Annotated in this window: 15 protein-coding genes; 10 read left to right on the top strand and 5 right to left on the bottom strand. The window is 60.9% G+C overall.

From position 1 onward, the window contains the following. Window positions 1-55: 55 nt before the first annotated feature. Entirely contained in the window at window positions 56-1,783 is a 1,728-nt protein-coding gene (locus VJ464_00555) for a BACON domain-containing carbohydrate-binding protein (protein ID HKQ03591.1), read from the top strand. Window positions 1,784-1,872: 89 nt separating this feature from the next. Here the strand turns inward: VJ464_00555 and VJ464_00550 are convergent, their stop codons facing one another. Further along, window positions 1,873-2,475 carry a TetR/AcrR family transcriptional regulator gene (locus VJ464_00550; GenBank protein HKQ03590.1) on the bottom strand — a complete coding sequence of 201 codons (603 nt, stop codon included), beginning with the start codon at window positions 2,473-2,475 and terminating at the stop codon, window positions 1,873-1,875. 118 nt (window positions 2,476-2,593) lie between these two features. Between VJ464_00550 and VJ464_00545 the strand changes: the two genes are divergently transcribed. Together VJ464_00545 and VJ464_00540 are read left to right on the top strand one after the other, a co-directional pair. Beyond that, window positions 2,594-3,301, top strand: a complete 708-nt coding sequence (locus VJ464_00545) for an ABC transporter ATP-binding protein (protein ID HKQ03589.1) — start codon at window positions 2,594-2,596, stop codon at window positions 3,299-3,301. A gap of 21 nt (window positions 3,302-3,322) precedes the next feature. Continuing rightward, a complete protein-coding gene (locus tag VJ464_00540) occupies window positions 3,323-5,749 on the top strand; it encodes an FtsX-like permease family protein (GenBank protein ID HKQ03588.1) in 2,427 nt (808 codons plus the stop codon). A 153-nt stretch (window positions 5,750-5,902) separates the two neighbouring features. On the opposite strand, the gene VJ464_00535 is transcribed toward VJ464_00540, so the two are convergent. Then, the gene (locus VJ464_00535; GenBank protein HKQ03587.1) at window positions 5,903-6,916 is read right to left on the bottom strand and encodes a hypothetical protein; all 1,014 of its coding nucleotides are present in this window, start codon (window positions 6,914-6,916) and stop codon (window positions 5,903-5,905) included. Between the two features lie 654 nt (window positions 6,917-7,570). On the opposite strand from VJ464_00535, the gene VJ464_00530 reads away from it, so the two are divergent. The 3 genes from VJ464_00530 (at window position 7,571) to VJ464_00520 (ending at window position 13,298) form a co-directional block, all read left to right on the top strand. Further along, window positions 7,571-10,066, top strand: a complete 2,496-nt coding sequence (locus VJ464_00530) for a DUF1592 domain-containing protein (protein HKQ03586.1) — start codon at window positions 7,571-7,573, stop codon at window positions 10,064-10,066. Beyond that, the gene (locus VJ464_00525) at window positions 10,063-11,418 is read left to right on the top strand and encodes a DUF1552 domain-containing protein (GenBank protein HKQ03585.1); all 1,356 of its coding nucleotides are present in this window, start codon (window positions 10,063-10,065) and stop codon (window positions 11,416-11,418) included. Before VJ464_00530 ends, VJ464_00525 begins: the two co-directional genes overlap by 4 nt. Window positions 11,419-11,540: 122 nt before the next feature. Continuing rightward, window positions 11,541-13,298 (top strand): SMP-30/gluconolactonase/LRE family protein, encoded by a 1,758-nt coding sequence (locus VJ464_00520; protein ID HKQ03584.1) that lies wholly within the window; start codon window positions 11,541-11,543, stop codon window positions 13,296-13,298. A gap of 12 nt (window positions 13,299-13,310) precedes the next feature. Here VJ464_00520 and VJ464_00515 read toward each other — a convergent pair whose 3' ends face one another. The 3 genes from VJ464_00515 to VJ464_00505 all read right to left on the bottom strand — a co-directional run bounded on the left by VJ464_00515 (window position 13,311) and on the right by VJ464_00505 (window position 18,574). Next, window positions 13,311-13,766 carry an NUDIX domain-containing protein gene (locus tag VJ464_00515; GenBank protein ID HKQ03583.1) on the bottom strand — a complete coding sequence of 152 codons (456 nt, stop codon included), beginning with the start codon at window positions 13,764-13,766 and terminating at the stop codon, window positions 13,311-13,313. Window positions 13,767-13,854: 88 nt separating this feature from the next. Beyond that, window positions 13,855-16,371: a zinc-dependent metalloprotease gene (locus tag VJ464_00510; GenBank protein ID HKQ03582.1), complete on the bottom strand. Its 2,517-nt coding sequence runs from the start codon at window positions 16,369-16,371 to the stop codon at window positions 13,855-13,857. A gap of 229 nt (window positions 16,372-16,600) precedes the next feature. Further along, window positions 16,601-18,574 carry a winged helix-turn-helix domain-containing protein gene (locus VJ464_00505; protein ID HKQ03581.1) on the bottom strand — a complete coding sequence of 658 codons (1,974 nt, stop codon included), beginning with the start codon at window positions 18,572-18,574 and terminating at the stop codon, window positions 16,601-16,603. A 135-nt stretch (window positions 18,575-18,709) separates the two neighbouring features. Here VJ464_00505 and VJ464_00500 point away from each other — a divergent pair, with 135 nt between their 5' ends. The 4 genes from VJ464_00500 to VJ464_00485 all read left to right on the top strand — a co-directional run bounded on the left by VJ464_00500 (window position 18,710) and on the right by VJ464_00485 (window position 24,861). Then, window positions 18,710-19,012 (top strand): helix-turn-helix domain-containing protein, encoded by a 303-nt coding sequence (locus VJ464_00500; GenBank protein HKQ03580.1) that lies wholly within the window; start codon window positions 18,710-18,712, stop codon window positions 19,010-19,012. A gap of 266 nt (window positions 19,013-19,278) precedes the next feature. Beyond that, window positions 19,279-21,645: an SBBP repeat-containing protein gene (locus VJ464_00495; GenBank protein HKQ03579.1), complete on the top strand. Its 2,367-nt coding sequence runs from the start codon at window positions 19,279-19,281 to the stop codon at window positions 21,643-21,645. 172 nt (window positions 21,646-21,817) lie between these two features. Continuing rightward, on the top strand, window positions 21,818-22,483 hold the full coding sequence (locus VJ464_00490) for a nitroreductase family protein (protein HKQ03578.1): 666 nt from the start codon (window positions 21,818-21,820) through the stop codon (window positions 22,481-22,483). Window positions 22,484-22,668: 185 nt separating this feature from the next. Continuing rightward, the gene (locus VJ464_00485; GenBank protein ID HKQ03577.1) at window positions 22,669-24,861 is read left to right on the top strand and encodes a transferrin receptor-like dimerization domain-containing protein; all 2,193 of its coding nucleotides are present in this window, start codon (window positions 22,669-22,671) and stop codon (window positions 24,859-24,861) included. Window positions 24,862-24,966 lie beyond the last annotated feature (105 nt).

Raw genomic sequence — 24,966 nt, 5'->3', positions numbered from 1 at the left:
TGATGCTTGTGCAGTGAGCAATCCGACAGCCGTCCGGTTTTGGAGATCAATCGTTATGTTTACGCATAAGAGGATCGCCCGGCTGCTACTGGTTTTCGCACTGGCGCTCGGAACCGTCGTCGCCGGTGTGCCACCCGGCAGGCGGGCGAATGCGCATTACCTGCCCACAGCCGCTCCTTCTCCCGCTTCATGCACGAATGATGATGGGTGGACGCCCACCAGTATGACGAATGCTCCTGACGCAAGGACTGCGCACACGGCGGTGTGGACGGGCAGCGAAATGATCGTCTGGGGCGGCGTCGGCAGTAGCGGCTATTTGAACACCGGCGCGCGCTATGATCCGGCGACGGATACGTGGACGGCGATCAGCATGGTCAACGCGCCCGAAGCGCGCACTGAGCATCAAGCGATCTGGACGGGCAGCGAGATGATTGTCTGGGGCGGCCACAACGCCCATGAGCTGAACAGTGGCGGTCGTTACAATCCCGCGTCGGATACCTGGACGCCGGTTAGCACCGTCAATGCGCCAGTCGGCCGGCGGACTCACACGATCATCTGGACGGGAAGTGAAATGATCGTCTGGGGTGGCCACGTCGGCTACCGCGGCGTTGGGCTGACTACGGGCGGTCGCTACAATCCGGCAACTGATATATGGACAGCGACCAGCGTGAACAACGTGCCCAGCGGGCGCGAAGGCCACACGGCGGTGTGGACGGGCAGCGAAATGATCGTCTGGGGTGGAAATAGTGCTGGCTACGTGACCGACAGCGGCGGGCGCTACAACCCGGCGACGGATACCTGGACGCCGACCAGCCGCGTCAATGATGCCGTCGCGCGGTATCATCACTCGGCGGTCTGGGCAGGCAATGACATGATCGTCTGGGGCGGCTTCGGTGACACCGACCAGGGGTCGTCCTATCTCGACACCGGCGGGCGCTACAACCCGGCCAGCGATTCGTGGACGGCGACCAGCACCAACCTTGCGCCGAGCCTGCGCGGTCATCACCCGGCCATCTGGACGGGCAGCGAGATGGTCATCTGGGGCGGCTACCCAATCACGAACACCGGCGGGCGTTATGCCCCGTCAACCAATAGCTGGCGGGTGATGGATTCGGCAGCCGCGCCTTCGGAACGCTACGACCACACAGCCGTCTGGACGGGCACGGAGATGATCGTCTGGGGCGGCAGCCCATCCACCGGCGGCTCGTCCATCAGCACGCTCAACACCGGTGGCCGCTATTGCATTCCGGCCTCGTCGTGCGCCTATGCCATCACGCCGACGAGCCACTACTTTCCGGCCAGTGGCGGCAGCGGCAACATCAATCTCGCCGCCGGCAACGCTTGCCCGTGGACGGCGACGAGCAATGACAACTGGATCATGGTGACATCAACGGCAAGCGGCAGCGGCAGCGCGCCGGTCAGCTTCGCCGTCCGCGAGAACTTCGACAGCAGCGCGCGCAGCGGGCAGATCACGGTCGCCGGGCAGCACTTCACGGTGATGCAGGAAGGGCGCGGCGGCGGCGATTGCAGCTGCACGATAGCGCCGGGCTTCACAACGATAGCGGCGGCGGGCGGCGGCGGGACGATCAGTGTGACGGCGGCAGCGGGGTGCGGGTGGGAAGCGGTGAGCCGCAGCGGGTGGCTGACGGTGACGGCGAATGCCGATGGCATGGGCAATGGGGTGGTGAGCTACGTGGTGGCGGCCAACGCGAGCGGCGCGGCGCGCAAAGGCAAGATCAGCATCGCCGGACAGACTTTCGCAATCAAGCAGAAAGCCAACTAGAGCGGTAGTCAATCGGGTGTAGCGCAAGGCGGTTAGCTTGCGCCAGGCAATGCGCAAGCTAACCGCCTTGCGCTACGCTTTGCCGAAGCTCAGCGCGGCGGTTTCTGGTCAGCCGCCGCGCTAACGCCCGACCAGACGACCTGATGAAAAGTGTCATCCATCTGCGCCGCCGATAGAGGCTTGCCGCGAGCGATCCACCACGACAACAGCGACAGCAACGCGCCCGCGAGCGCATGCGCCTGAGCGGCGCGCGGCGCAGGGGCTGCCGTAGGCGCAAGCACGGCGAGCCGTTGCTCGATGGCGCGGGCAAAGTGTCCTTCGGCCAGCTCCTGAACCTCTTGAGCCTTGCCCGTCGCTTTCATTGCTGAATAAAACTCGCTCCATTCGGCGACGTGCGCAAACAGCTCGCGCACAGGGGCGACGCGGTTCGACGCCTCGCCGCGCCGCCTCAGCAATCCGGCCATGCTCTCGAAGAAGTGATCCACGTCGCTCAAGAACAGATCGTCCTTGTTGCGATAGTGCATGTAAAAAGTCGAGCGGCTGACATGCGCCCGGTCCAAGACTTCCTGCACCGTGATGGCGGCGAACGGCTTCACGCGCATCAGCTCGATCAGCGCGTCACCGAGCGAGTGATGCGTGCGCTGCACGCGCCGGTCAATTTTGCGCTCCGTCGCCGGTGGTTTATCGGACATCAGATACCTCTTTGTTCGATTTCGCCGCCGCTTTTGCTAACGCCTGTTGACGGCGCGGCGGTTCATCTTTCACAGTCGGTCTGTGTCCCATCATCACATGGAGTGAGCGCAAAGAACAATGACACCGAAGCAAAACGCATTGATCGGTTTGCGTAGCGTCGGCAAGAGCTACGCCACGCCGGCGGGCGACTATACGGCCTTGCGCGACATTGACCTTGAAATCGGCAGCGGCGAATTCGTCGCCATCATGGGAAAGTCGGGCAGCGGCAAGTCTACCCTGCTGAACTTGATCGGCGGCATTGATCGGCCCAGTCGCGGCGAAGTGATGGTTGCGGGCGCGGCGCTGCACCGGATTTCTGAAAACGCGCTGGCGCGCTGGCGCGGCAAGCATGTCGGCGTCGTCTTTCAGTTCTTTCAACTGCTGCCGACGTTAACGGCGGCTGAAAACGTCATGCTGCCGATGGATTTCAGCGACCTGCGGCCCGCGCGTGAACGCCGCGCCCGCGCGCTCGAACTGCTCGGCATGGTCGGCATCGCCGATCAAGCCGACAAGCTGCCGGCAGCGCTCTCCGGCGGTCAACAACAACGCGCGGCGATTGCCCGCGCGCTTGCCAACGACCCGCCTCTGGTCATCGCCGACGAGCCGACCGGCAACCTCGATTCAGTGACCGCCACCGCCGTGCTTGACCTCTTTCGCAAGCTCGCTGACCTCGGCACCACCGTAGTCATTGCGACGCACGAGCGCGACATCACCAGGCTGATTGACCGCACCATCGAGCTGGCCGATGGCATGATCGTGCAGGCGATATCGGGCGTGACCGGCTGAGCGAAACCGAGAGGGTGGCGAATGTCTGCATACCGGCAAAAGATGATCCGCGATTTCTGGCAACAGCGCACGCGCACCGTCATGGTTGTGCTGGCGATGGCCATCGGCATCGCTGCGTTTTCAGCCGTCCTGTCGAGCTACGCGATTCTGACCCGCGAGCTGGACAAAGGCTATCTGGCGACCAACCCGGCTTCGGCCACTTTGCGGACGGATGCGATCAACGACGAGTTGCTTACGACCATTCAGGCGAATCACGACCTGAGCGATGCCGAGCCGCGCCGAGTGGTGAGCGGGCGCATCAAGGCAGGGCCTGTCGAATGGCGCAACCTGATCCTCTTCGTCGTCAAAGACTATGGCGATATCCGCATCAGCAAGCTCAGCCCCGAGCAGGGCGCATGGCCGCCGGCCGCCGGCGAGTTGCTGATCGAAAGAGACGCCTTTCAAGTCGCCCAGGCGCGCATCGGCGACCCGGTCACGGTGCGAACCGCGAATGGCAAAGAGCAGACCTTGCGCGTCACCGGCAGCGTCCACGATGTCGGCCAGGCGCAGGCGCGCATGGAGAATCTGGTTTATGGCTACATCACGCTGGAGACGCTCAAGCTGTTGGGCGAAGAACCGTATCTCGATCAACTGAATATCCGGGTCGCCGAAGACCCGTATGACGAGGCGCACATCCGCAATGTCGCCGAGTCAGTCAAGCAAACCATCGAAAGCCGCGGGCACACCGTCCGCCGCATAGATATACCCAGGCCGGGCAAACATCCGCACACAGACATCATGGGATTGTTGCTGCTGTCGATGTCGAGCTTCGGCCTCTTTGCGCTGCTATTGAGCAGCATCCTTGTCATTAACTTGCTGACCGCATTGATGAGCGCGCAAGTCCGGCAGATCGGCATGATGAAAGCCATCGGCGGCACGCGCTGGCAGATTGCGCGGATTTACCTGGGACAGGCGTTGCTGCTCGGCATGGGGGCCATCCTGGCCGCGCTGCCGCCAGGCATTCTCGGCAGCCGCGCGCTCTGTCGCTACATGGCGGTCTTTCTCAATTTCGACATCACCAGCTTTGCCGTGCCCGCATGGGTTTACCTGTGCGTCGCCGCGGTCGGCTTGATCGTGCCGTTGCTGGCGGCGGCCTATCCCGTATGGCGCGGCAGCGGCGTTTCTGTGCGCGAAGCGCTGGCGGATTTCGGCGTCTCTCAAGACGCCTTCGGCAGCCAATGGCTCGACCGCAGGCTGGCGAGAGTGAGCGGCGTGGCGCGCCCACTGCTGCTCGCTCTGCGCAACAGCTTTCGGCGGCGCGCCCGGCTGGTGCTGACCGTGACGACGCTGGCGGCGGGCGGCGTCTTCTTTATGTCGGCGCTCAACGTCAGGGCTTCGCTAATCAACACGCTCGACCGTTTGTTCGCGACGCGGCAGTATGACCTGACGGTGAATCTCGGCAGCATGGCTTCTCTCGATAAAGTCGAGCGCGCCGTAAGCAACACGGCGGGCGTGCAGCGGATGGAAGGCTGGGTCATGACCGAAGGCGCAATCCCTGGCCCCGACGATGCGCCGGCAAGCGAAAGCCCTGGCGGCCTGCACGGCGGCGGGGCGAGCGGCGGCGAGCGCTTCAGTGTTATCGCGCTGCCGGCGGAAACCACTATGCTCAAGCCTGACTTGATCGAAGGGCGCGGCTTGCTGGCCGGCGATACCGACGCCGTTGTCGTGAACACTGCGCTTGCCGGAAAGAGTTCTCGAATGAAAGTCGGCAACACGATTGAGCTGCGCATCGGCCCGGCGCAAACCGCATGGCGCGTCGTCGGCATCGCCCGCGAGCCGTTCTCGTCGGCGACGGCCTACATTCCGCGAGCTTACCCTGAGCAACCCGGCGGCCACGCAGGGATGGTCAATAACCTGCGGCTGGCGCTCGAAAAGACAGACCCGGTCGCCATCAGCCGCACCCTCGTCAGCCTGGATCGGAATCTTGAGCAGGAAGGCATACGCGCCACGAGCAGCGCCAGCAAAGGCGATAGCCGCTACAGCTTTGACCAGCACATGGTGATGATCTACGTCTTCCTGATTGTCATGTCGGGCATCCTGGCGGGCGTCGGCGGCCTCGGACTGACGACGACGATGAGCCTCAACGTGCTGGAGCGGCGGCGCGAGATGGGCGTCTTGCGGGCCATCGGCGCGACGCCGGCGGTCGTCTGGCTGATCGTCGTCGCCGAGGGAGCGGTCATCGGGCTGTTGAGCTGGGCGCTGGCGGCGCTCGTCGCATGGCCGGTCAGCAAGGCGCTCGGCACCTTCATGGTCGCGATGATGCTCAGAAGCGGATTCAACTTCTCCTTCGAGCCGAGCGGCCTGCTGATCTGGCTGGCGGTGTCGATCCTGCTCAGCACGGTGGCCAGTTTCGTGCCGGCGTGGCACGCCTCGCGGCTGACCGTGCGCGAAGCGATTGCCTACGCATGATCTCAGGGTCTATTTGAACGGTAGTTTAGAGCGGTTTTCAAATGGATGTAGCGCAATCTAACAGATTGCGCTACACGGCAAACGCGGCTTTGCACCAAAAGTACGAAAGGGAACACACTTTTAGTTCAAACGGGATTTCTGAATCAAAAGTCATTACGCGGGTTTGTGGGGTTCTGAAAAGACTTTGAGTGCATAATCTAACATCTTCTGCATCTGTTTATAGTCGCCGCGATTCTCGGTAATCAATTCGAGCAGCTTAATGGCCATGTCTTGAGCCGTCATGTTGCTGATGTCTATCTCAGTCTGATCGCCGTTAGATTTCTTGGCCATCTTCTTTTTCCATTTGCTCAGGTCTAAGACTCGCGCCGGTCTCGGCTCAAATGAACGCTGTTCGCTCGGTTCACGCTCTGGCATCGTCAGCACGTTGTAATGAGCCAGACTGGCGGCGACAGATGAACGATTCGCCTCTCGCAATTCCTCCGCTGTATCTTGCCACTCAGGATAGGCGAAGGCGAATGGTGACGCAAGGACATGGCGCATGATGTTTCTCGCTTCGTCTTTGCGGCCCACCTCGCCAAGCTCGACGGCGTAGGAGTTAAGAAGATCGAAGTAGATATGTGCGGGCGCATACTTAATGACCGGCAAGATGTTCTCCAAATCGTTCACCGCTTGCCGGTGACTGCCTTCCATTGCCTTTAAGATACTTAACGCTTTGATTGCTTGTAGACCCGCCACGGTTAGGCCGCTGGTTTTTGTTGTCTCCTGAAAGCAATTAGCGGCAGTAGCAAAGTCCTGCTTGCGGATAGATATTGAACCTAATGACAGGATGGCTTTCACCTTGTAGGTATCTGGCGCAGTGCTTACTACAAGTTCAAACAATCGCTTGGCTTCGGCTTGATCGCCCTTTCCTCTACTATTCGCCGCTACACCTAAGAAGTAGTAACCGATGGCTTGATAAGGCTTGAGCGGTAGATTCGCAAGCAGTTGCCCATACTCTTTCACCTTGCCGAACTGTCGAAGGCTATGCGCCTGTTCTGCCAAATGTATCAGCCGGCTGCCGAGTTGTGGATAAGTCAGCACACCGCGCAACAACTCCTGGTAGAATCCCGCAGGTTCGCTTCTGAAAGGAGAAACCATGAAAAGACTGCTTTGCGTTTGTTTGCTCATGTTCGGGCTATCCCTTCCGGCCTTTGCGGGGCATACGCTGCCGGGTGATAACGCCAGCTATTGCGATTGCGCCACACCGGGTTGCATCGAAGATTATCCCGGCGAGTGTGGCGTAAGGGGTTTGCCATCGAATCAAACTCCGACCGACGATACAGCTAAGTGGGGAATTGCTCTGGTTGCGGTACTGCTGTGGCTTAGACTGAAAGCCTAAAAGTTGAGAAAAACCGAACGCGCCCGACTGCTCTGGTGGCAGCCTAATATCTGTCTGCGCCATTGTAGCCAAACGCACACGGAATGCAAGCCGGAAGTTACATAGACGTGAAGCTCGGTTCGATGCCGAACTCGAATTCAAGAGCTTTCCGCGGCAACGCGCTATAGGCGATCAGCTCAGGCAGGCATGCCGTGAGCGCGGGGTTATCGAGATAGCGATTCACAGAGTTGAAGTGCGCGGCTTTCGAGACATAGCCACTTGTTGCGTCCGCGCAAAAGCAAGAAAAAAACCACAAATGAACGCCGATAAAAAAGCCCTGAAATTCGACCTTTTTTCTACAATCTGTGTTTATCGGTGCTCATCTGTGGTTTCTTCCTCCGGCCCTTCTTGCGTATAATATCGTTTTCGGCTGACCTGCGCCTCCATATCTTAAGTACATGCGTATGAGCAGAAAGAACCTGACACGTCTACTGATTATCTTGTTCCTGCTGATCTGTAGGGCGATAGCGCCGTCTGCGCCGCACGCACAGAGCGAAGAAACGGACGCCTTCCGCAAAACCATTCAGCCTTTCATCGAAGCGAACTGTACCGCCTGTCATAGCGCCGACCTCAAATCCGGCGGGCTGAATCTGGAGGCTTATCAGAACGCTGCGGCCATCACCGAGGATCGCGACCGCTGGGAGAAGGTCTTGCACAAGCTGCGCACCGGCGAGATGCCGCCCAAAGGCATGCCGCGTCCCGATAAAACCGAAGTCGCGCAGGTCTGCCGCGTCATCGAAGACGAGTTCGCCCGTCAAGACCGGCTCGCCAAACCCGATCCCGGTCGCGTCACCGCCCGCCGCCTCAATCGCAGCGAATATAACAACACGGTGCGCGACCTGCTCGGCGTGACGCTCAAGCCGGCAGACGATTTTCCGCAGGACGATTCGGGCTACGGCTTTGACAACATCGGCGACGTGCTGTCGCTGTCGCCTGTGCTGATGGAGAAGTACCTGACGGCAGCCGAGCGGCTGGCGCGCACCGCCGTCTTCGGCAGTGATCTCTTGAAGCCGACGCTGGCGCGTTACCGCGCCGGCCAGAAGATCACCCCGCGCACGACGCCGCTCACGGATTATGACGCGACCGGCTTGAGCCTGCCCAACGCGCTCCACGCGACGCACCGCTTCCCCGTGGATGGCGAATACATTCTGCGCGCCTTTCTGGGCGGCGAGCGGCCTGCCGGCTCCGAGCCGCTGCAAATCAGCCTGTGGATTGATGGCCAGCAAGCCCAGGTCATTCAGTTCGATCCCGACCGTCTGGCGTCGTTTGCCGCCGACCGGCAAGAGTTCGACGGCAAAGCCCAGGACTTCCGCGTCCGCCTTCCTGCCGGCGATCACTGGCTGGCGGTGTCGCTGCTCAAACTCTATGAAGGCTTGCCGCCGGCTTACAATGGGCCGAGCCCATCGAAGCGGCCCAAGCCGCCGCCGCCAGAGTTCAAGCCGCCGCCGAAGGCGACGCCTGAGCGCATCGCCGAGCTGAAGAAGGAATTCGACGCGCGGCTTGCGGAAACCGTGCCGGCCAACGGCGTGCGAATCGGCGCGCTTGAGATCGGCGGGCCTTACAATCAGGCGAAAGGGCCCGCGGCGGCGAGTGTGAAACTGATCTACACTTGCGGTCATCTCGATGGCCACCACACCGCCGGTTGTGCGCGCAAGCTCGTCGCTGACCTGGCGCACCGCGCCTATCGCCGCCCGGTCACTCAGCAGGAAGTCAATCAGCTTGTCAGCTTGATCACGATGGCGCGGCGTCACGGCGATTCGTTTGAAGAAGGTCTGGTGCAGGCGATTGAAGCGATGCTGGTCTCGCCATATTTCCTGTTCCGCATTGAGCGCGGCCAATCGGCAGCCGCTACGGTCGCCGGCGCGGATGCGGCGACGCCGCTCAACGACCACGAGCTGGCTTCGCGTCTCTCTTACTTTCTCTGGAGCAGTATGCCGGATGACGACCTGCTCGGTTGCGCCGACCGCGGGACGTTGAAGCAGCCCGAAGTGCTGGCGGCGCAGGTGCGGCGCATGTTGAAAGACCCGAAGTCGCACGCGCTGGTCGAAAACTTCGGCGGCCAGTGGCTGGAGCTGCGCAAGCTGGAATCGGTCAAGCCCGACCGTGCGCGCTACCCGGAGTTCGACGACTACCTGCGCATGTCTATGCGCCGCGAAACCGAGATGTTCTTTGACAACATCGTGCGCCAGGACTTGAGCGTCCTCGACTTTGTTGATGGGAACTACACCTTCTTGAACGAGCGGCTGGCGCAGCTTTATAAAATTCCCGGCGTCAGCGGCCCGGACTTTCGCCGCGTCGAGCTGACCGGTACTGAGCGCGGCGGTGTCTTGACTCAGGCGAGCGTGCTGACGGTGTCGTCTTACGCGACGCGCACCTCGCCGGTGCTGCGCGGCAAGTGGATTCTGGAGAATTTTTTGAACGCGCCGCCGCCGCCGCCGCCGCCCGACGTGCCCAACCTCGACGAAGCGCAGGTCGGCCAGTCGGCGTCGCTGCGCGAGCAGTTAGAGCAGCACCGCGCCAATCCGACCTGCGCCTCGTGTCACTCGCGCATGGACCCGCTGGGCTTCGGGCTTGAAAACTTTGACGCCATCGGCGCGTGGCGCGTGCGTGACGGCAAGTTCGCTATTGACGCCGCCGGCACGTTGCCCGACGGGCGCTCGTTCAAGGGGCCGCGCGAGCTGAAAGCCATCTTGCGCGCCGACCGCGACAGCTTTGCCGAAGGCTTGACCGAGAAGCTGTTGACCTACGCGCTGGGCCGCGGCATTGAGCGTTACGACCGGCCGACCGTGAAGCAAATTACTAAACAACTGGCCGCCGGCGATTACCGCTTTTCGACGCTCGTGCTGGAGATCGTTCGCAGCCTGCCGTTTCAAATGCGCAGAGGAGATCAAGCGTCATGATCATTACACGGCGGCATCTGCCGCGCCGCACTTTTCTGAAAGGCGTGGGGACGGCAATCGCTCTGCCCATGCTCGATGCGATGGTGCCCGCGCTGGCGTCGAGCGCGACCGCGAATGCGACAGCGCCCGTCCGCCTTGCCTTCGTCTATGTGCCGAACGGCATCGTCATGAAGGACTGGACGCCGAAGGCCGCGGGCAAGGCGTTCGAGTTCACGCGCATCCTCAAGCCGCTTGAGCCGTTCCGCGACGACCTGCTGGTGCTGTCGGGACTGGACGATCATAACGGCAACGCGCTCGGCGATGGCGCGGGCGACCACGCCCGCGCCGGCGCTTCTGTTCTGACCGGCGCGCATTGTAAGAAGACCGCCGGCGCCGACATTCAGAATGGCATCTCTGCCGATCAGATCGCCGCGCAAGCCATCGGCGCGAAGACGCGCTTCCCGTCCATCGAGCTCGGCTGCGAAGACTCACGCACCGTCGGCAACTGCGATTCGGGCTATAGCTGCGCCTACACCAACAGCATCTCGTGGCGCACGCCGACGACGCCGATGCCGCCCGAGATCAACCCGCGTCAGGCATTCGAGCGATTGTTTGGCACGGCCGATTACAGCCTCGACGCGGCGACGCGCACACGCCGCGCTCAGTACCGCAAGAGCATCCTCGACATGGTTCGCGCCGACACCGAAAAGCTCAACAAGAGCCTGGGCGCTACAGACCGCCGCAAGCTCGACGAATACCTCTACGCCGTCCGCGAGATCGAGCAGCGCATCAGCACCGTCGAGAAGAGTCAACAGGAAGTGAAGCCGGCGATGGACAAGCCTGCCGGCGTGCCCATCACCTTCGCCGAATACGCGCGGCTGATGTTCGACCTGCAAGTGGTCGCTTTTCAGGCCGACCTGACGCGAGTGACGACGCTGATGTTGGGGCGCGAAGGCAGCATGCGCGTCTACCCTGAGATAGAGGTTCCCGACCCGCATCACCCGCTGACGCATCATCGCAATAACCTGGATTGGATTGAACGGGTCGCCAAAATCAACTGTCTGCACGCCGAAACGTTCGCCTATTTTCTGACCAGGCTGAAGGCGACGAAAGAAGCCGGCGGGACGCTGCTCGATCATTCGCTGGTCGTCTATCTGAGCGGCCTGAGCGACGGCAACCGCCACAGCCACGAAGACCTGCCGGTCGTTGTCGCGGGCCGCGGCGATGGCAGCCTGAAAACGGGGCGGCACGTCGTCTATAAGAGCGGCACGCCGATCACCAACCTGTATATGTCGCTGCTCGACCGCATGGGCGTGCAGGCCGAGCGCATCGGCGATAGCACCGGCAAGCTCGAACGTCTCGCAGAGTTGTAAAGAGACCTTTCGGCTGGATCAACAAAAACCACGGGGGCACCGCAGGCACAGAGTTATCTCTGTGCCTCCTGCGTGTCTGCGGTGCCCTGTGGCTCATTCTCATGGCTCACTGAATCAATCCTATGAAAACCATTCCTTCGCGACTCCCGCTCCTACTTTTGATCGTTATCGCTTTGACGCCCATCAGCTTTGCGCAGCAAGAGTACCCGCAAGGGCCGGACTCCAAGCCGCAGGCCGATGTGCCGAAAGGCGAAGTGTTGAAGTTCAGCTTCGACCACTCGAAGATTTTTCCGGGCACGGTGCGTGACTATTGGGTCTACGTGCCGGCTGAGTACACGCCTGATAAGCCGGCCTGTCTCTACGTCAATCAGGACGGCATTCAGTGGCAGGCACCGACGGTCTTTGACAATTTGATTTACAAAAAAGAGATGCCGGTGACCATCGGCGTCTTTGTGATGCACGGGCGCGTTGCGGCTGCCGACGCCAACGCGGCGCTCGACCGTTTCAATCGCAGTTACGAGTACGACGGCCTCGGCGACAACTACGCGCGCTTCCTGCTCGAAGAACTGCTTCCCGAAGTCGAGAGCAAAAAGACCAGTGACGGGCGGCCCATTCACTTTTCACATGACGGCAACGACCGCGCCATCGGCGGCTCGTCGAGCGGCGCCATCTGCGCCTTTACCGCCGCCTGGGAGCGGCCCGACTCGTTCAGCCGCGTCTTCAGCTCGATTGGCACCTATGTCGGCCTGCGCGGCGGCGACCGCTACGCGACGCTGATTCGTAAGATGGAGCCGAAGCCGATTCGTATCTTCGTGCAGGACGGCTCGCAGGACTTGAACATCTATGCCGGCGACTGGTGGATGGCGAATCAGACGATGGAGCGGGCGCTGATATTCGCGGGCTACGAAGTGCAGCACGTCTGGGGCGAAGGCGCGCACAACGGCAATCACGGCACGGCGATCTTTCCCGACGCGATGCGCTGGCTCTGGAAAGATTGGCCGCAGCCGGTCAAGGCCGGCCAGTCGAAGAACGCGACGCTCGATGCGCTGCTCTTGCCGGGCGAAGGTTGGCAACTGGTGGCCGAAGGCTACGGCTTCACCGAAGGCCCGGCGGTCAATCAAAAGGGCGAAGTCTTTTTCAACGACGTGCCCGGCAGCAAGACTTACAAAGTTGGACTCGATGGCAAAGCGACTCTCTTTCTCGCGGATTCGAAGAAAGGTGACGGGCAAGCGTTCGGCCCCGACGGGCGGCTCTACGCGGTCACGAGCGGCGGCGAAAAGATCGTCGCTTACGCCGCCGCCGGCAAGGCGACGGTGATCGCCAGCGGGTTACACTGCAACGATCTCGTAGTTGCTAACAGCGGTAACGTCTACGCCACGAACCCCGGCGTGGGCGAGCCGAGCAAGGTGTGGCTCATCAAACCGAACGGCGAAAAACAGGTCGTAGACACGGGGCTCGGCTATGCCAATGGCATCGCCCTGTCGCCAGATCAGACGTTGCTATACGTTGATGATTCGCGCTCGCACTGGGTCTACAGCTATCAGATTCAAGCGGACGGCAGGCTCGCCTACAAGCAGCGTTATTACTGGCTGCACGTGCCCGACACCGCCGATGACAGCGGCGCCGATGGCATGCGCGTAGACCGCGACGGGCGGCTTTATATCGCAACGCGAATGGGCATACAGGTCTGCGATCAGGCGGGCCGGGTGAATGCCATCATTCCGACGCCGAACGGCGCGGTGTCGAACCTTACGTTCGGCGGCGAGAACTTCGACACGCTGTTTGCCACCTGCGGCGACAAAGTCTATAAGCGCAGGTTGAAGGTCAAAGGCGCACAAGCCTGGGCCGCGCCGCTCAAGCCCGCCGCGCCGCGACTGTAGGCTAATCAGCGGTTAATCCCGCAAGGCACGTTGGATGGTCCGGCGTTGCGCTTGCGGCAGGTCTTCGGGCAGCGCGTCGAGCTTGAACCATTCAACGCGGTGAATCTCGATGTTGCGCGGGTGGGGCGAGCCGTTGGCGCGACAGCGAAAGATGATCTCCATTTGCTTGATATGTTCAACCGTGCGCACGAAAGCCAGCTCGACGCGATCAAGCTCAAGGCCGATCTCTTCGCGCAGCTCGCGGCGCACAGCGTCTTCGGCCTGTTCGCCCTGGTTGATAAAGCCGCCGGGCACGCCCCACCCGCTGCCCGGTCGAAAGACATGCTTCAGCAACAAGACGTCTCCCGCTTCATTCGTGACCACCGCGCCCGCCGTCACCGTGAAGCGCGATTGCGTCAGTAACACGATTCCACGTCGCAGACTCACCGGCAGGCGACGATAGACGGCGGCGAGCACTCGTTTCAGCATACCAGTAGCATAAATGATGAATGATGAATGATGAACTGCCGGAGGTTTTTCCCTCATTCATCATTCATCATTCATCATTTCTCATTCATCATTGTTTTTGTGAACGTGTGCCAATCGGGTCGCCCGGCGGCACGGGGAGCGGCGCGGTCTGCTTGCGCGGCGCGTCGGGGCGGCTCAGGAAGCGCTCGATGTCGTCACGCGTCGCTCGCACATGCGCGGCGTCGAGCGTGGCGGTGGCAGGCGACGCCAGCCACGCGCTCAGGGCGCGCAACTCTTCGGTCGCCACGGCGCGCACCTGCGGCGCGGCGTCGTCATCTGCCGCAAGCCCCATCAATCGCGTGACCACCAGACTCTGCACGGCGCGGGCGATGGCTGCCTGAGGCGCGCTCAAAGCCGCCGCCTGTCGCCATGCCCGCGTGACCAGAGCGCGGGCGACTTCTCTGAAATCGGGGTTCGCCGCATTGCGCGCATGGAAATCGATGAGGCGCGCCGCGCGATGTTGTTCGAGCAAGCCGGACACGGCAAAGTCCGCCGCGATGGTCGCCGCCGCGACGGGATCGAATGCCGGGTCGGCGCGCTTGCTGAAATATTCCGTCGGGCCGCCTTCGTAACCGAAAGCGCGCGGCGGGATCAGGTCGAGAATGCGTTGCGGTATCGTCAGCTCTTCAACCTTGATCGTGTCGAGCACGGCGTCGAGCGCCGCGCGCTGGCGCGCCGCCGGCACGACTTCCTGCACCGCCGCGGGATTTGCGCCCGCCGCCGTCTTCACCGCGTAAGTGTAATAAAGCCCACCTACGGATTTGACGGCGGCTTGCAGTTGATAACGGTGGTGCAGGTAGAGCGGCAGCAGCTTGGCTTCGAGCAACGACAGCGGCGTGCCGGCAGGGATGCTCTGCAAGCCGAAGTTTGCCAGCCCGATCTTTCGCACCTCCATCTCATGACGCAGCATGGCGATGGGGTCGTTGCCGTTATCCCAGAGGCTGGCGAGCGGGTGCGCCGCGCCCGGCGGGCGCGCGTCGGCATCACTGATGAACAACATGCCGTGGGCGACGCCGTCTTCGACGATCTTCTCAAGCTCCGCGGCTTCGTCGGCACCCGGCGCGAACTGCGCGTAGGCATAGGTGATGGCGAACTTGTCATACGCACCGATGCCGACCGCATAAGCGTTCGACAGATCGAGCTTGCCGTTTTTGATCTCGACCATCGGCGCCGGATAATCCATCACCGAAGCGCGCCCGTAGGTGCTGGCCGCAAAGTTATGCGCCAGTCCGAGCGTATGGCCGGTCTCGTGCGCCGCCAGTTGGCGAATGCGCGCCAGCGACATCGCCGCCGAATCCGTAGACGCATCGGCACCGAACAAATAATCGGCGTCGGGCAAGGCCGCGAACTGGCACTCGTCGCCTTCGCCTTGATTGCTCTGCCCGGACGGCACCAGACCTGTGCCGATCATGTAATCCTGGCGAATGCGGAGGCTGCCGAGCGTGACGTTGCCTTTGATGATCTCGCCAGTGCGCGGGTCGGTGACGCCGCCGCCATACGACCAGCCGCGCGTCGAGCGATGCACCCAGTTGATCATGTTGTAACGCAGATCCATCGGGTCTGCGCCGTCGGGCAGCACGCGGACTTGAAAGGCGTTCTTGAAACCTGCGGCCTCAAACGCCTGATTCCACCACGACGCGCCTTCGATCAAGGCGCTGCGGATCGGCTCGGGCGCGCCCGGATCAACGTAGTAGATGATCGGCTTGATGGGCTCGGAGAGCGCCGCGCTCGGGTCTTTCTTCTGCAAGCGGTGGCGGCTGATCCAGCGCTTCTCGATGGGCTCGGTGAACGGCGAGGCATAATCGTAAAAAGTAATCCCGAACACACCGACGCGCGGGTCGAGCCGGCGCGGCTTGTAGCCTTCGTCGGGCAACTGGACGAACGAGTGGTGCTGGCGGACGGTGATCGAATTAGCCGTCGGCGTCACGTCGCGCACCAGCGGCCCGGCGTCGCCTTCGGTGGCGAACGTCAGCATGGTTTCGACTTCGGTGTTCAGCGGGAAGACTTTGGTGCGCGGCATGTAAAAAGCGCTGCGCGATTCGTCCAATCGATACTGCCCTTGCCGCGTGCGCCGCAGCACATCAATGACGCCGTGCGCGTCGCGCAGGAAAAACGCCGTCGCATCAACCAGCACGCGGTTCGCTTCAGCGGCCTCGACTTTGAAGCCCCACAGCACCGAGCGCGCGAACGACTCTTCGACGGCGCGCTGCTCGTTGGCATCCTGGCTCAAGGCGCGGTAGCGATAATTCGGCTCGACCATCAACACCTTCGGGCCGACGCGCTCGAAGCTGACGATGCGCGTCTGTCCCATCTGGCCGCGGTCTAGCCCGACAGGGTTTGACCCCAGCCCGGCGGCAAGCGAAACCTGGTAGAGTAATTCCTGATTGAAGCGCGAAATCTCCATCAGCATCTTGCCGGCAGCGGCGTCCCAGTAGAGCGGCACGTAGCCGTCAAGCTTTTGCAGCCCGCGTGTGCGCTCGGCGAGGGATTGCGCGGCGGGCCGGTCTTGCGCCGCGACCGGCAGCGCGATTAAAGCGATGAATAGGGGGATGAGTAAACGTCGCATGGATGACCTCGGATGAAATGGTATGGCGCAGTGGGCGGGTCAATGCACAGGCAGAACCTTGCTCCACGGGCACGGGCTGAATGCTAGGGGCTGCGCCTTGGCAAGTCAAGCAGGCACACTCAAGCGGTCAGGTTACGCCCGCACTCGGCTTGATAAAAGTGTTGTCAGACAAAATCTACGATGCTGGATGGCCGCCATGGCGTTAGCCTGTCCTCACCTGCCAGCTAATTCACTGCGAGAGGCCAACGCGCCGCAGCAGGTCTAGGTAGCGCTGGTCTGAGTGCAGCCCTTCCAGTCGCGATCCTTTTAGCTGTAGCAGATTGATATCATGCTCGCGGTAGGCGCTTTCGAGATACTCGAACGCTCGCTCTTTTTCGCCAAGCGCGGCGTGGACGAAGGCAAGGGAACCATTCGGGACATACTGCTTCTTTGAAATTCGCTTCATTTCATCAAGCAGGCTTACGGCCTCTTCTTTCTTGCCCGCCTTCGCATAGCCGATTGCCAGTCGCATCAACAGGTCAGGGGTTCGGCCCGTGTGGGCAATAGCCGCTTCTATTTCTTTGATGCCCTCCGCGTACATTCCCGTATCCACATGCCACGACCCGATACTCGCGTCGTTGATATAATTCGCATCTATTTCACGCGCCTTGCGGAATTGGGCCATCGCCTCGTCGTATTTGCCCGCGCCGAGAAGGGCGTTTCCAAGGTCGACGATGATTGCAATGTTGAGCGGATCAAGCTCTTCGGCTTTTTTTATCTCCGCGAGCGTGTCCCCTCGGCCTACTGTTCCCAGGTAGGTTGAATATTCGTGATGCGCCCAGGCGTAGCCCGGATTTAATGCCAGAGCTTGCTCGATTTCCCGCCCTGCCCCATCAAAGTTCCAGTCGTGAAGATATGCAGCCGATAGCGCCGTGTGGGTTTCGGCCAATGTTCCGTCAAGCTCAACCGCCTTTATCGCCGCCGCTTTCGCTTTGGCAATCATCGGTCTTGGATCGCCCGTCGAGAACCACAAGAGCTGTGTGTAAGCGTCGGCCAGTCCTGCATATCCCAGAGCATAGTTTGAATCAAGGGCGATTGCCTGCGCGAAATACTCGGCAGCCTTATTCAGTGTCTTTCCTGGCCCCGCCTCACCGTACTGCGCGTTGATGAAGTATCGCCCTTTGAGATAGGCCCGGTATGCTTCGAGGTTATTTGTGTGCTGATGAAAGACCGGCTCTCCTTCTCCGCACAGTTTTACCCGGAGTCCCCCAACGACGCTACAGGCGATCTCATCTTGGATTACAAATATGTCTTTCATGGCGCGCTCGTAGCTGTCGCCAGTCCAGATAATGCGGCCATCTTCTGTGCTGACAAGACGGGTTTCGACGCGCACGCTGTCGCCGCTTCTGCGAACGCTCCCTTCCAACACCGCCGCCACTCCGAGGCGCTCGCCGATCTCGCGCGCATCAACCTCTTTGTCCCTGAAAGTGAACGCCGAAGCGCGCGAGATAACTTTCAACCCGTTCACTCTCGAAAGCTCGGTGATCAGGCTTTCGCTCATGCCCTCGCTGAAATAGTCCTGTGCCGGATCGCCGGTCAGGTTTTTCAGCGGCAGCACAGCTATCGAGCGGATCGGCGACGATGGATTGGCGGTCACCGTGAGTTGGCGATAAACGATCACAGCGGCGGCTGCCGTGATGATAATGGCAAGCGCCAGGATCAGCCTCGTTGACCGCGAGAGTCGCCTGGTTGTGATCGGCATCGACATCGGCGCGACGGTTTGACTGGCACCGGCAACTTGCGCTTGCGGCGCGGCGTTTTCAAATTCTTCCTCGACCGTGACGCGAACGCCGCGCACTTTTTCGATCTCGATGATGGATGCCGTGTCGTGCGCCGGCTGCTCCGTGAGCGGCCCGATGTAGCGATAACCTTCGGCCCAGCGCGTCTGGATGAAGCGCGGATGATCCGAGCGATCATCGAGCGCCCGGCGAATCGCCGCCACGCACTGGGTCAGCGTGACATCGTAAACCTCTTTGCTATCCCAGAATGTTTCGAGCAACTCGGTGCGGCTGACGACGCGGTCGCGGTTTTCGATGAGGTAGAACAGAACTTGAAAGGGGCGGTTGGCCAGGGCGACGGGCTGGCCGGCGCGCGTAATCAGTCGCTTGCCGGGTTCCAGCAAGTAATCATCGAGAATAAAGTTCTTGGAAACCTGTACTGCCATAGGTTTTCTCGCGGGCTAATCTTTTTTTTCTGAATTTTTCACATTTACTTCAGGACTTCAGTTGGCGTCTTCCTGTAGAGTCCCGACGATTTCAAGGCGAATGCGCGCCCGCAGATTATATCACCGGCGATGGCTATGATGACAAAAAGAAAAATCGAGATCGTCGCCTTCGAGCGCGAGCGCATCGTCATGCGCGTGGTGCCGACCTACTGCGCGGTCTGCCAACTCAACACCGAATTGCTGACCACACGGCAAGCCGGCGCGCTGGCGCAGGTGAAGTCGCCAAGCATCTATCGCTGGCTCGCTCAGGGCAAAGCTCACGGGGTGAAGACCTCAGGCGGCCAGTACCGCATCTGCAAGAATTCACTCTTTTATCAAGTTCATTTCCCATTGCCGCAAGGCGACAACCGTTTTGCTTACGCAGGAGACCAGCCATGAAAAGCCGCCATCCCTCGACCCTCATCGGGCGCTCGCTCATCAGCCTGCTTCTGATTCTGTTGTGCGTTGCCATTCCCGTCATCGGCCCGATGCACGCCGCTTCCAGTCGTGCCGGTGATACGCAACGGGTTGCCGCGCGCGGCGAGGCGATCAAAAACAGTCAGGCGAGCGGCGTGCAGTTCAAGTCGCTGCCCTTGCGCTTCGAGCTAAACGCCGGACAGACCGACAGCCAGGCGCGCTTCATCGCCCGCAGCCAGAGCGGCGATATGTTCTTAACCGCGCGCGAAATGGTGCTGCGCGTCTTTGCTCCTTCCGGCAATCAAGACAAGCAACCCGGCGGCGGCCTTCATGCAAAGCAAGCTCAGGCCATGACGAACAGCGCGGTAGTTCGGCTACAGACGGTGAATGCCAATCCCAACCCGCGCATCACCGGGCTTGACCAGTTGCCCGGCAAGACGAATTACTTCATCGGCAATGATCCGAAAAGATGGCACACCAATGTTCCGTCGTTTGCGAAAGTGAAATATGAAAATATCTATCCAGGCATAGACCTGATCTACTACGGCAACGAAGGCAATCTTGAATACGACTTCAACGTGGCTCCTGGAGCCGATCCCAGCCAGATCGCCCTGGCGGTTGAAGGGGCAGAAGGGGTTCGTATCAACGAAGCGGGCGATCTCGTATTGCACACAGGCGTTGGCGAAGTCCGCCAACACGCGCCGCACATCTATCAGCAGGCCGGCAAAGAGCGGCACGAGATCGCCGGCGGCTATGTACTGCGCGAGGATGGTCGGGTGGCATTCGATGTGGCGAGTTATGATGCCGGCAAGCCGCTGGTGATTGATCCCGAGCTGGTCTATGCGACCTACTTCGGCGGCAGCGCCGAGACCGACATCAAAGCGATAGCCGTAGACGCCGCCGGGTCGGTCTACGTTGCCGGGGATACCTTCGCGCATGACTTCCCAACAAAGAACCCACTGCAATCGACCAACCATCACAGCCAGAATCTTTCAGCCATCATCACCAAGTTCAGCCCGGACGGACAGTCGCTGGTCTACTCGACCTATCTGGGCGGCAGCGACACCTTCGCGCTTGATGGGGCGTCTAGCATTGCCATAGATTCAAGCGGAGCCGCCTACATCACTGGCGGCACCGGCTCATCAGATTTCCCGACCAAAAACCCGCTTCAAGGAGCGCGGGCGGCAAACAGTACAGACCTCTTCATAAGCAAGATCAGCCCCGACGGCGCGAGCCTCGTCTACTCGACCTATCTCGGGGGCACCGGTTTTGACCTTCCAGGCGGGATCGTTCTCGATTCTTCCAACCGCGCGTATGTCTTCGGCGGCACGCAATCGACCGATTTCCCGACTGTGAACCCTACGCAAGCGACCTCCGGCGGTAACGGGCACGAGGATGGGTTCTGGTCGGTCATCAGTGCCGATGGCTCGCAGTTGCTCTTTTCCACCTACGTGGGTGGCAACGACGATGATGATATTCGATCACTACAAGTCGATCCACCAACCCAAGACGTATTCATAACCGGCCAGACTCAATCCAGCAACTTCGCCGGCAACGACGGCTCTTTCGTTCCTTATCAAGGCTTTTTCAAGAAAGTCACCCAAAGCGCGAGTATTCGCCGACAGCCTCAAGCCGAGGAACGTTTTATGTATAGGGACCCAGTCATTGGCTGGCTCCTGGATCTCAAGGATATTATAAAAGATCGGAAGAGGTCCGAAATTGCGATGGCCAACTGGTTGCGAGACCATCCGCCGCCACAAAAACCGCCGACGGAAGTCGCCCAGGCGTCCCAATCGAACGACATTGAAATATTCCTGGGCCCAGGATGTTTGGCGACTGCTCCTAACACAACCTGCTCTGGAAGCGCATCCATTTTCATCATGGATGCAAATACGCTGGCGGTAAAAAGCGTTACCAACATCGCAGACGGGGTGCCGCTTGCTAATGCGGCAATACTTGATTCTCAAGACGCCATCTACATCACTGGCGCCGTCGGTCGCGATTCCCTCTTCCCGCTTGTAAATCCGATCCAGAGCAGCTCCGGCGGGAGCCTTGATGCATTTGTCACCGTGTTTGCGCCGGTAACCCGACAGATCGTTTTCTCGACTTATCTCGGCGGCAGCGGGAACGATGAATCCAACGGCATCGCCCTCGACCCGCAGGGCAACATCTACATCGCCGGCCAGACTACGTCGCCCAACTTTCCAACCAAGAACGCCTATCAACCAACGCCGCCTGCGCCTAACGGCGTGCAGCAAGGACAGGGCAATAGCTTCATCGTCAAAATCTCCGCGATTGGTCCCATTCAATCGGGGCCGGACTTCTCACTCGGCTTCGATTCGCCAACTGTCACCGCACAGGCCGGCGTCAAGGCGAAGATCAAAGTCAACATCAACCGCACGGGCGGCTTCACCGGCAATGTCACCATTGCGCCCGGCCATCCCGGCAACGGCCTCAAGCCGAAACCGAATGCCTCGATGACGACGACCGACACGGCGGTGATCTTCAAGTATAAGACCGGCGCAGCAGCACCGGGCCAGTACCCGATTACCTTCACCGGCACGGATGATTCAGGCAAGACACGCACGGCCACCGTCACGCTCATCCTACAGTAGCGCGAGTTTTGCCGTGTTTCGGTTGCGCCATGCTAACGGTCAAAACCTGCCGAGGCCGTCTATTGCTCCACGGGCACGGGCTGAGCGCCGTGGCAAATCAAGTTTGGGCCGCCGAAACCGCTTCGTTATAATCTTGCGTATCGTGGTACGCGGCAGCCGCAGAAAGGAAACTATGAGCAATAAATCAGCCCCCCCATCACCACACACAGACCCTGCGACGATCTATCCTGAGAAACCCGCGCCGGCGGATTACCCGCTCGACCCGGACATCAAGCGGCGCTGGAGCCCGCGCCTCTTTGATGAGGGCCGCGCCGTCGAGCGCGAAAAGATCATGAGCTTGCTCGAAGCGGCGCGCTGGGCGCCGTCATGCTTCAACGAGCAGCCGTGGCGTTATCTGGTCTTTGACGGCAGCGATCAAGAAGCGATGGCCCGTGCCCGCGCCTGTCTGGTTGAAGGCAACGCCTGGGCGCTGAAAGCGCCGCTGTTGATGATTTCGATTGCGCGCAACAACTTCACGCACAACGAGCAGCCGAACCGCACCGCTCAACATGATGTCGGGCTGGGGAGCGAGAACCTTGTGCTTGAGGCCGTCGCGCAGGGACTGGCGGCGCATCAGATGGCCGGCTTCAACACCGAGCAGGCGCGCAGCGAGTTTCACGTCCCCGAAGACTATACGGTGCTGGCGATGATCGCCATCGGCTACCCGTATCGCGGCAGCCTCGATGACCTGGACGAAAAAACCCGCGCCAGAGAACTGGCCGCGCGGCAGCGCAAGCCGCTGGGTGAAATCGCTTTCGCCGGAACCTGGGATGCGCCGTACGGCGAACTCAGTTCTTAATGTGAAGAAGCTCAATTAAACACAGGGGCACAGAGACGCGGAGATGGCATGGAGAAGACTCTGTGCCTCCGTGCCACTGTGTTTCTGTGGTTGATCTTGATTCCTTCTCTGGCGCGTTGCGGCGCTAGATTGCACGACCCACGGCACGCTCGTTATACTTGCCCTCCAACCTTCAGGAGGGAATTATGCGCCGTCACACGCTCAAGAAAATTACCGGCCTAGTCGTTACTCTGCTCGTCATCGGGAACGGCCTGCTGCCCGCCGCTTTCGCGCAAGCCAATGGCAAGGCGCACGGCTTGCGCGGCTACGCGGATCAGAGCGCCCGCGCCGAGATCGATTGGGAAACCAAAATGCGCCAGGTGCCGAAGCCCGAACTGCTGCGCGAGTACATGAACCGGCTCGCCGCCGAACCGCATCACGTCGGCTCGGCTTACGACAAACAGAACGCCGAGTTTATCCGCGAGAAGTTTCAATCGTGGGGCTTCGACGCCCGCATCGAAGAATTCGACGTGCTCTTCCCAACGCCCAAAGAACGTCTGCTCGAACTGGTCGCGCCGACCACTTACACGGCGAAGCTGAAAGAGCCGGTGGTCGCCGAAGACCCGGATTCAAGCGATCAAGGGCAACTGCCTTCTTATAACGCTTACTCGACCGATGGCGACGTGACAGGCCAACTGGTCTATGCCAACTACGGGCTGCCCGCCGATTACGATGAGCTACAGAAGCTCGGCGTCGATGTGAAAGGCAAGATCGTCATCACCCGTTACGGCGCGAGCTGGCGCGGCATCAAGCCCAAGGTCGCTTACGAGCATGGCGCTATCGGCTGCCTGATCTATTCCGACCCGCGTGATGACGGTTACTTTCAGGGCGACGTCTATCCGCAGGGGCCTTACCGTCCCGAACAGGGCGTGCAGCGCGGCTCGGTCATGGACATGCCGATTCATCCCGGCGACCCGCTGACGCCGGGCATCGGCGCGGTCAAAGGCGCGAAGCGTTTGCCGCGCGAAGAGGCCGAAGTCATCACTAAAATCCCTGTGCTGCCGATCTCGTATGGCGACGCGCTGCCGCTCTTGAAAGCGTTGACCGGGCCGGTCGCGCCCGAAGCGTGGCGCGGCGCGCTGCCGATCACTTATCACGTCGGCGCGGGGCCGGCGCGGGTGCATCTGAAAGTCGCCTTCGATTGGTCGCTGAAGACGCTCTATGATGTCATCGCTCGCATCGAAGGCGCGCAATACCCGGACGAGTGGGTGATCTATGGCAATCATCACGACGCCTGGGTGAACGGCGCGGACGACCCCATCAGCGGCATGGTGACGGTGATGGAAGCGGGCCGCGCCCTGGGCGAGTTGTTGAAGCAGGGGTGGAAGCCGAAGCGCACGATTATTCTCTGCGCCTGGGACGGCGAAGAGCCGGCGCTGTTAGGCTCTACCGAGTGGGTCGAAACCCATGCGGACGAGTTGAAACAGAAGGCGGTCGCTTATCTCAACTCGGACAGCACGGGCAAAGGCTGGCTGGGAGCGGGCGGCACGCATTCGCTCGAACGCTTTTTTAACGAAGTGGCGCGCGACATCGCGCAGCCGAAGAGCAACAAGAGCGCCTGGGAAGCCATGCGCGACCGCCGCCTGGAACAGGCCAGGAGCGACGAAGACAAAAAAGAACTGCGCGAGCGCGCCGACCTGCGGATCAGCGCTCTGGGTTCGGGGTCGGATTACACGCCGTTCTTGCAGCACCTGGGCATTGCGGCGATGAATACCGGATTCGGCGGCGATGGCGGCGGCGGCATCTATCATTCGGTTTATGATTCGATCTACTGGTACACACATTTCTCGGACAGCACGTTTGAGTTTGGCCGGGCGCTCGCTCAGACCAACGGCACGATTGTCATGCGGCTGGCCGACGCCGACGTGCTGCCGTTCGAGTTCACCAACCTCGCGGAGACCTTGCGCCGCTACATGGACGAAATCGATAAGCTGGCGAAAAAGGCGAGCCCGCCGAAAGAGATCAACCTGACCAGGCTGGGCGCGGCGGTGCAGGCGCTTAGTGACAGCGCCCGCCGCTACGAAGAGGCGCTCGTGAAGGCGACGGCGAGAGGCTTTGACAACGTCAAGCAGGCGAAGGAGCTCAACCAGTTGCTCTATCAATCGGAGCGCCGGCTGACGGGCGAGCCGGGCTTGCCACGCCGCCCGTGGTTCAAGCACCAGATTTACGCGCCGGGCTTTTACACAGGCTATGGCGTCAAGACCATCCCCGGCGTGCGCGAGGCCATCGAGCAGAAGCAGTGGGACGAAGTCGAGCCGCAGGCGAAAAACGCCGCCGCCGCCCTGCAAGCCCTGACCGCACAGATTGACGCGGCGACGCGATTGCTGGAAGGGAAGTAGTAAGCAGGAGAGAGGAAGCAGGAGGCAGTAGGCAGGAGGCAGGAAGCACGAGGCAGGAGGCAGGCGATTTCTAAGCTCCGTTAGGAGCGTGATGTTTATAGTCAC

The organism is Blastocatellia bacterium (genome assembly GCA_035275065.1).
Lineage (GTDB): Bacteria > Acidobacteriota > Blastocatellia > UBA7656 > UBA7656 > DATENM01.
The sequence above is the reverse complement of the archived record's forward strand: the minus strand, read 5'-3'. Positions and strand labels throughout refer to the sequence as shown.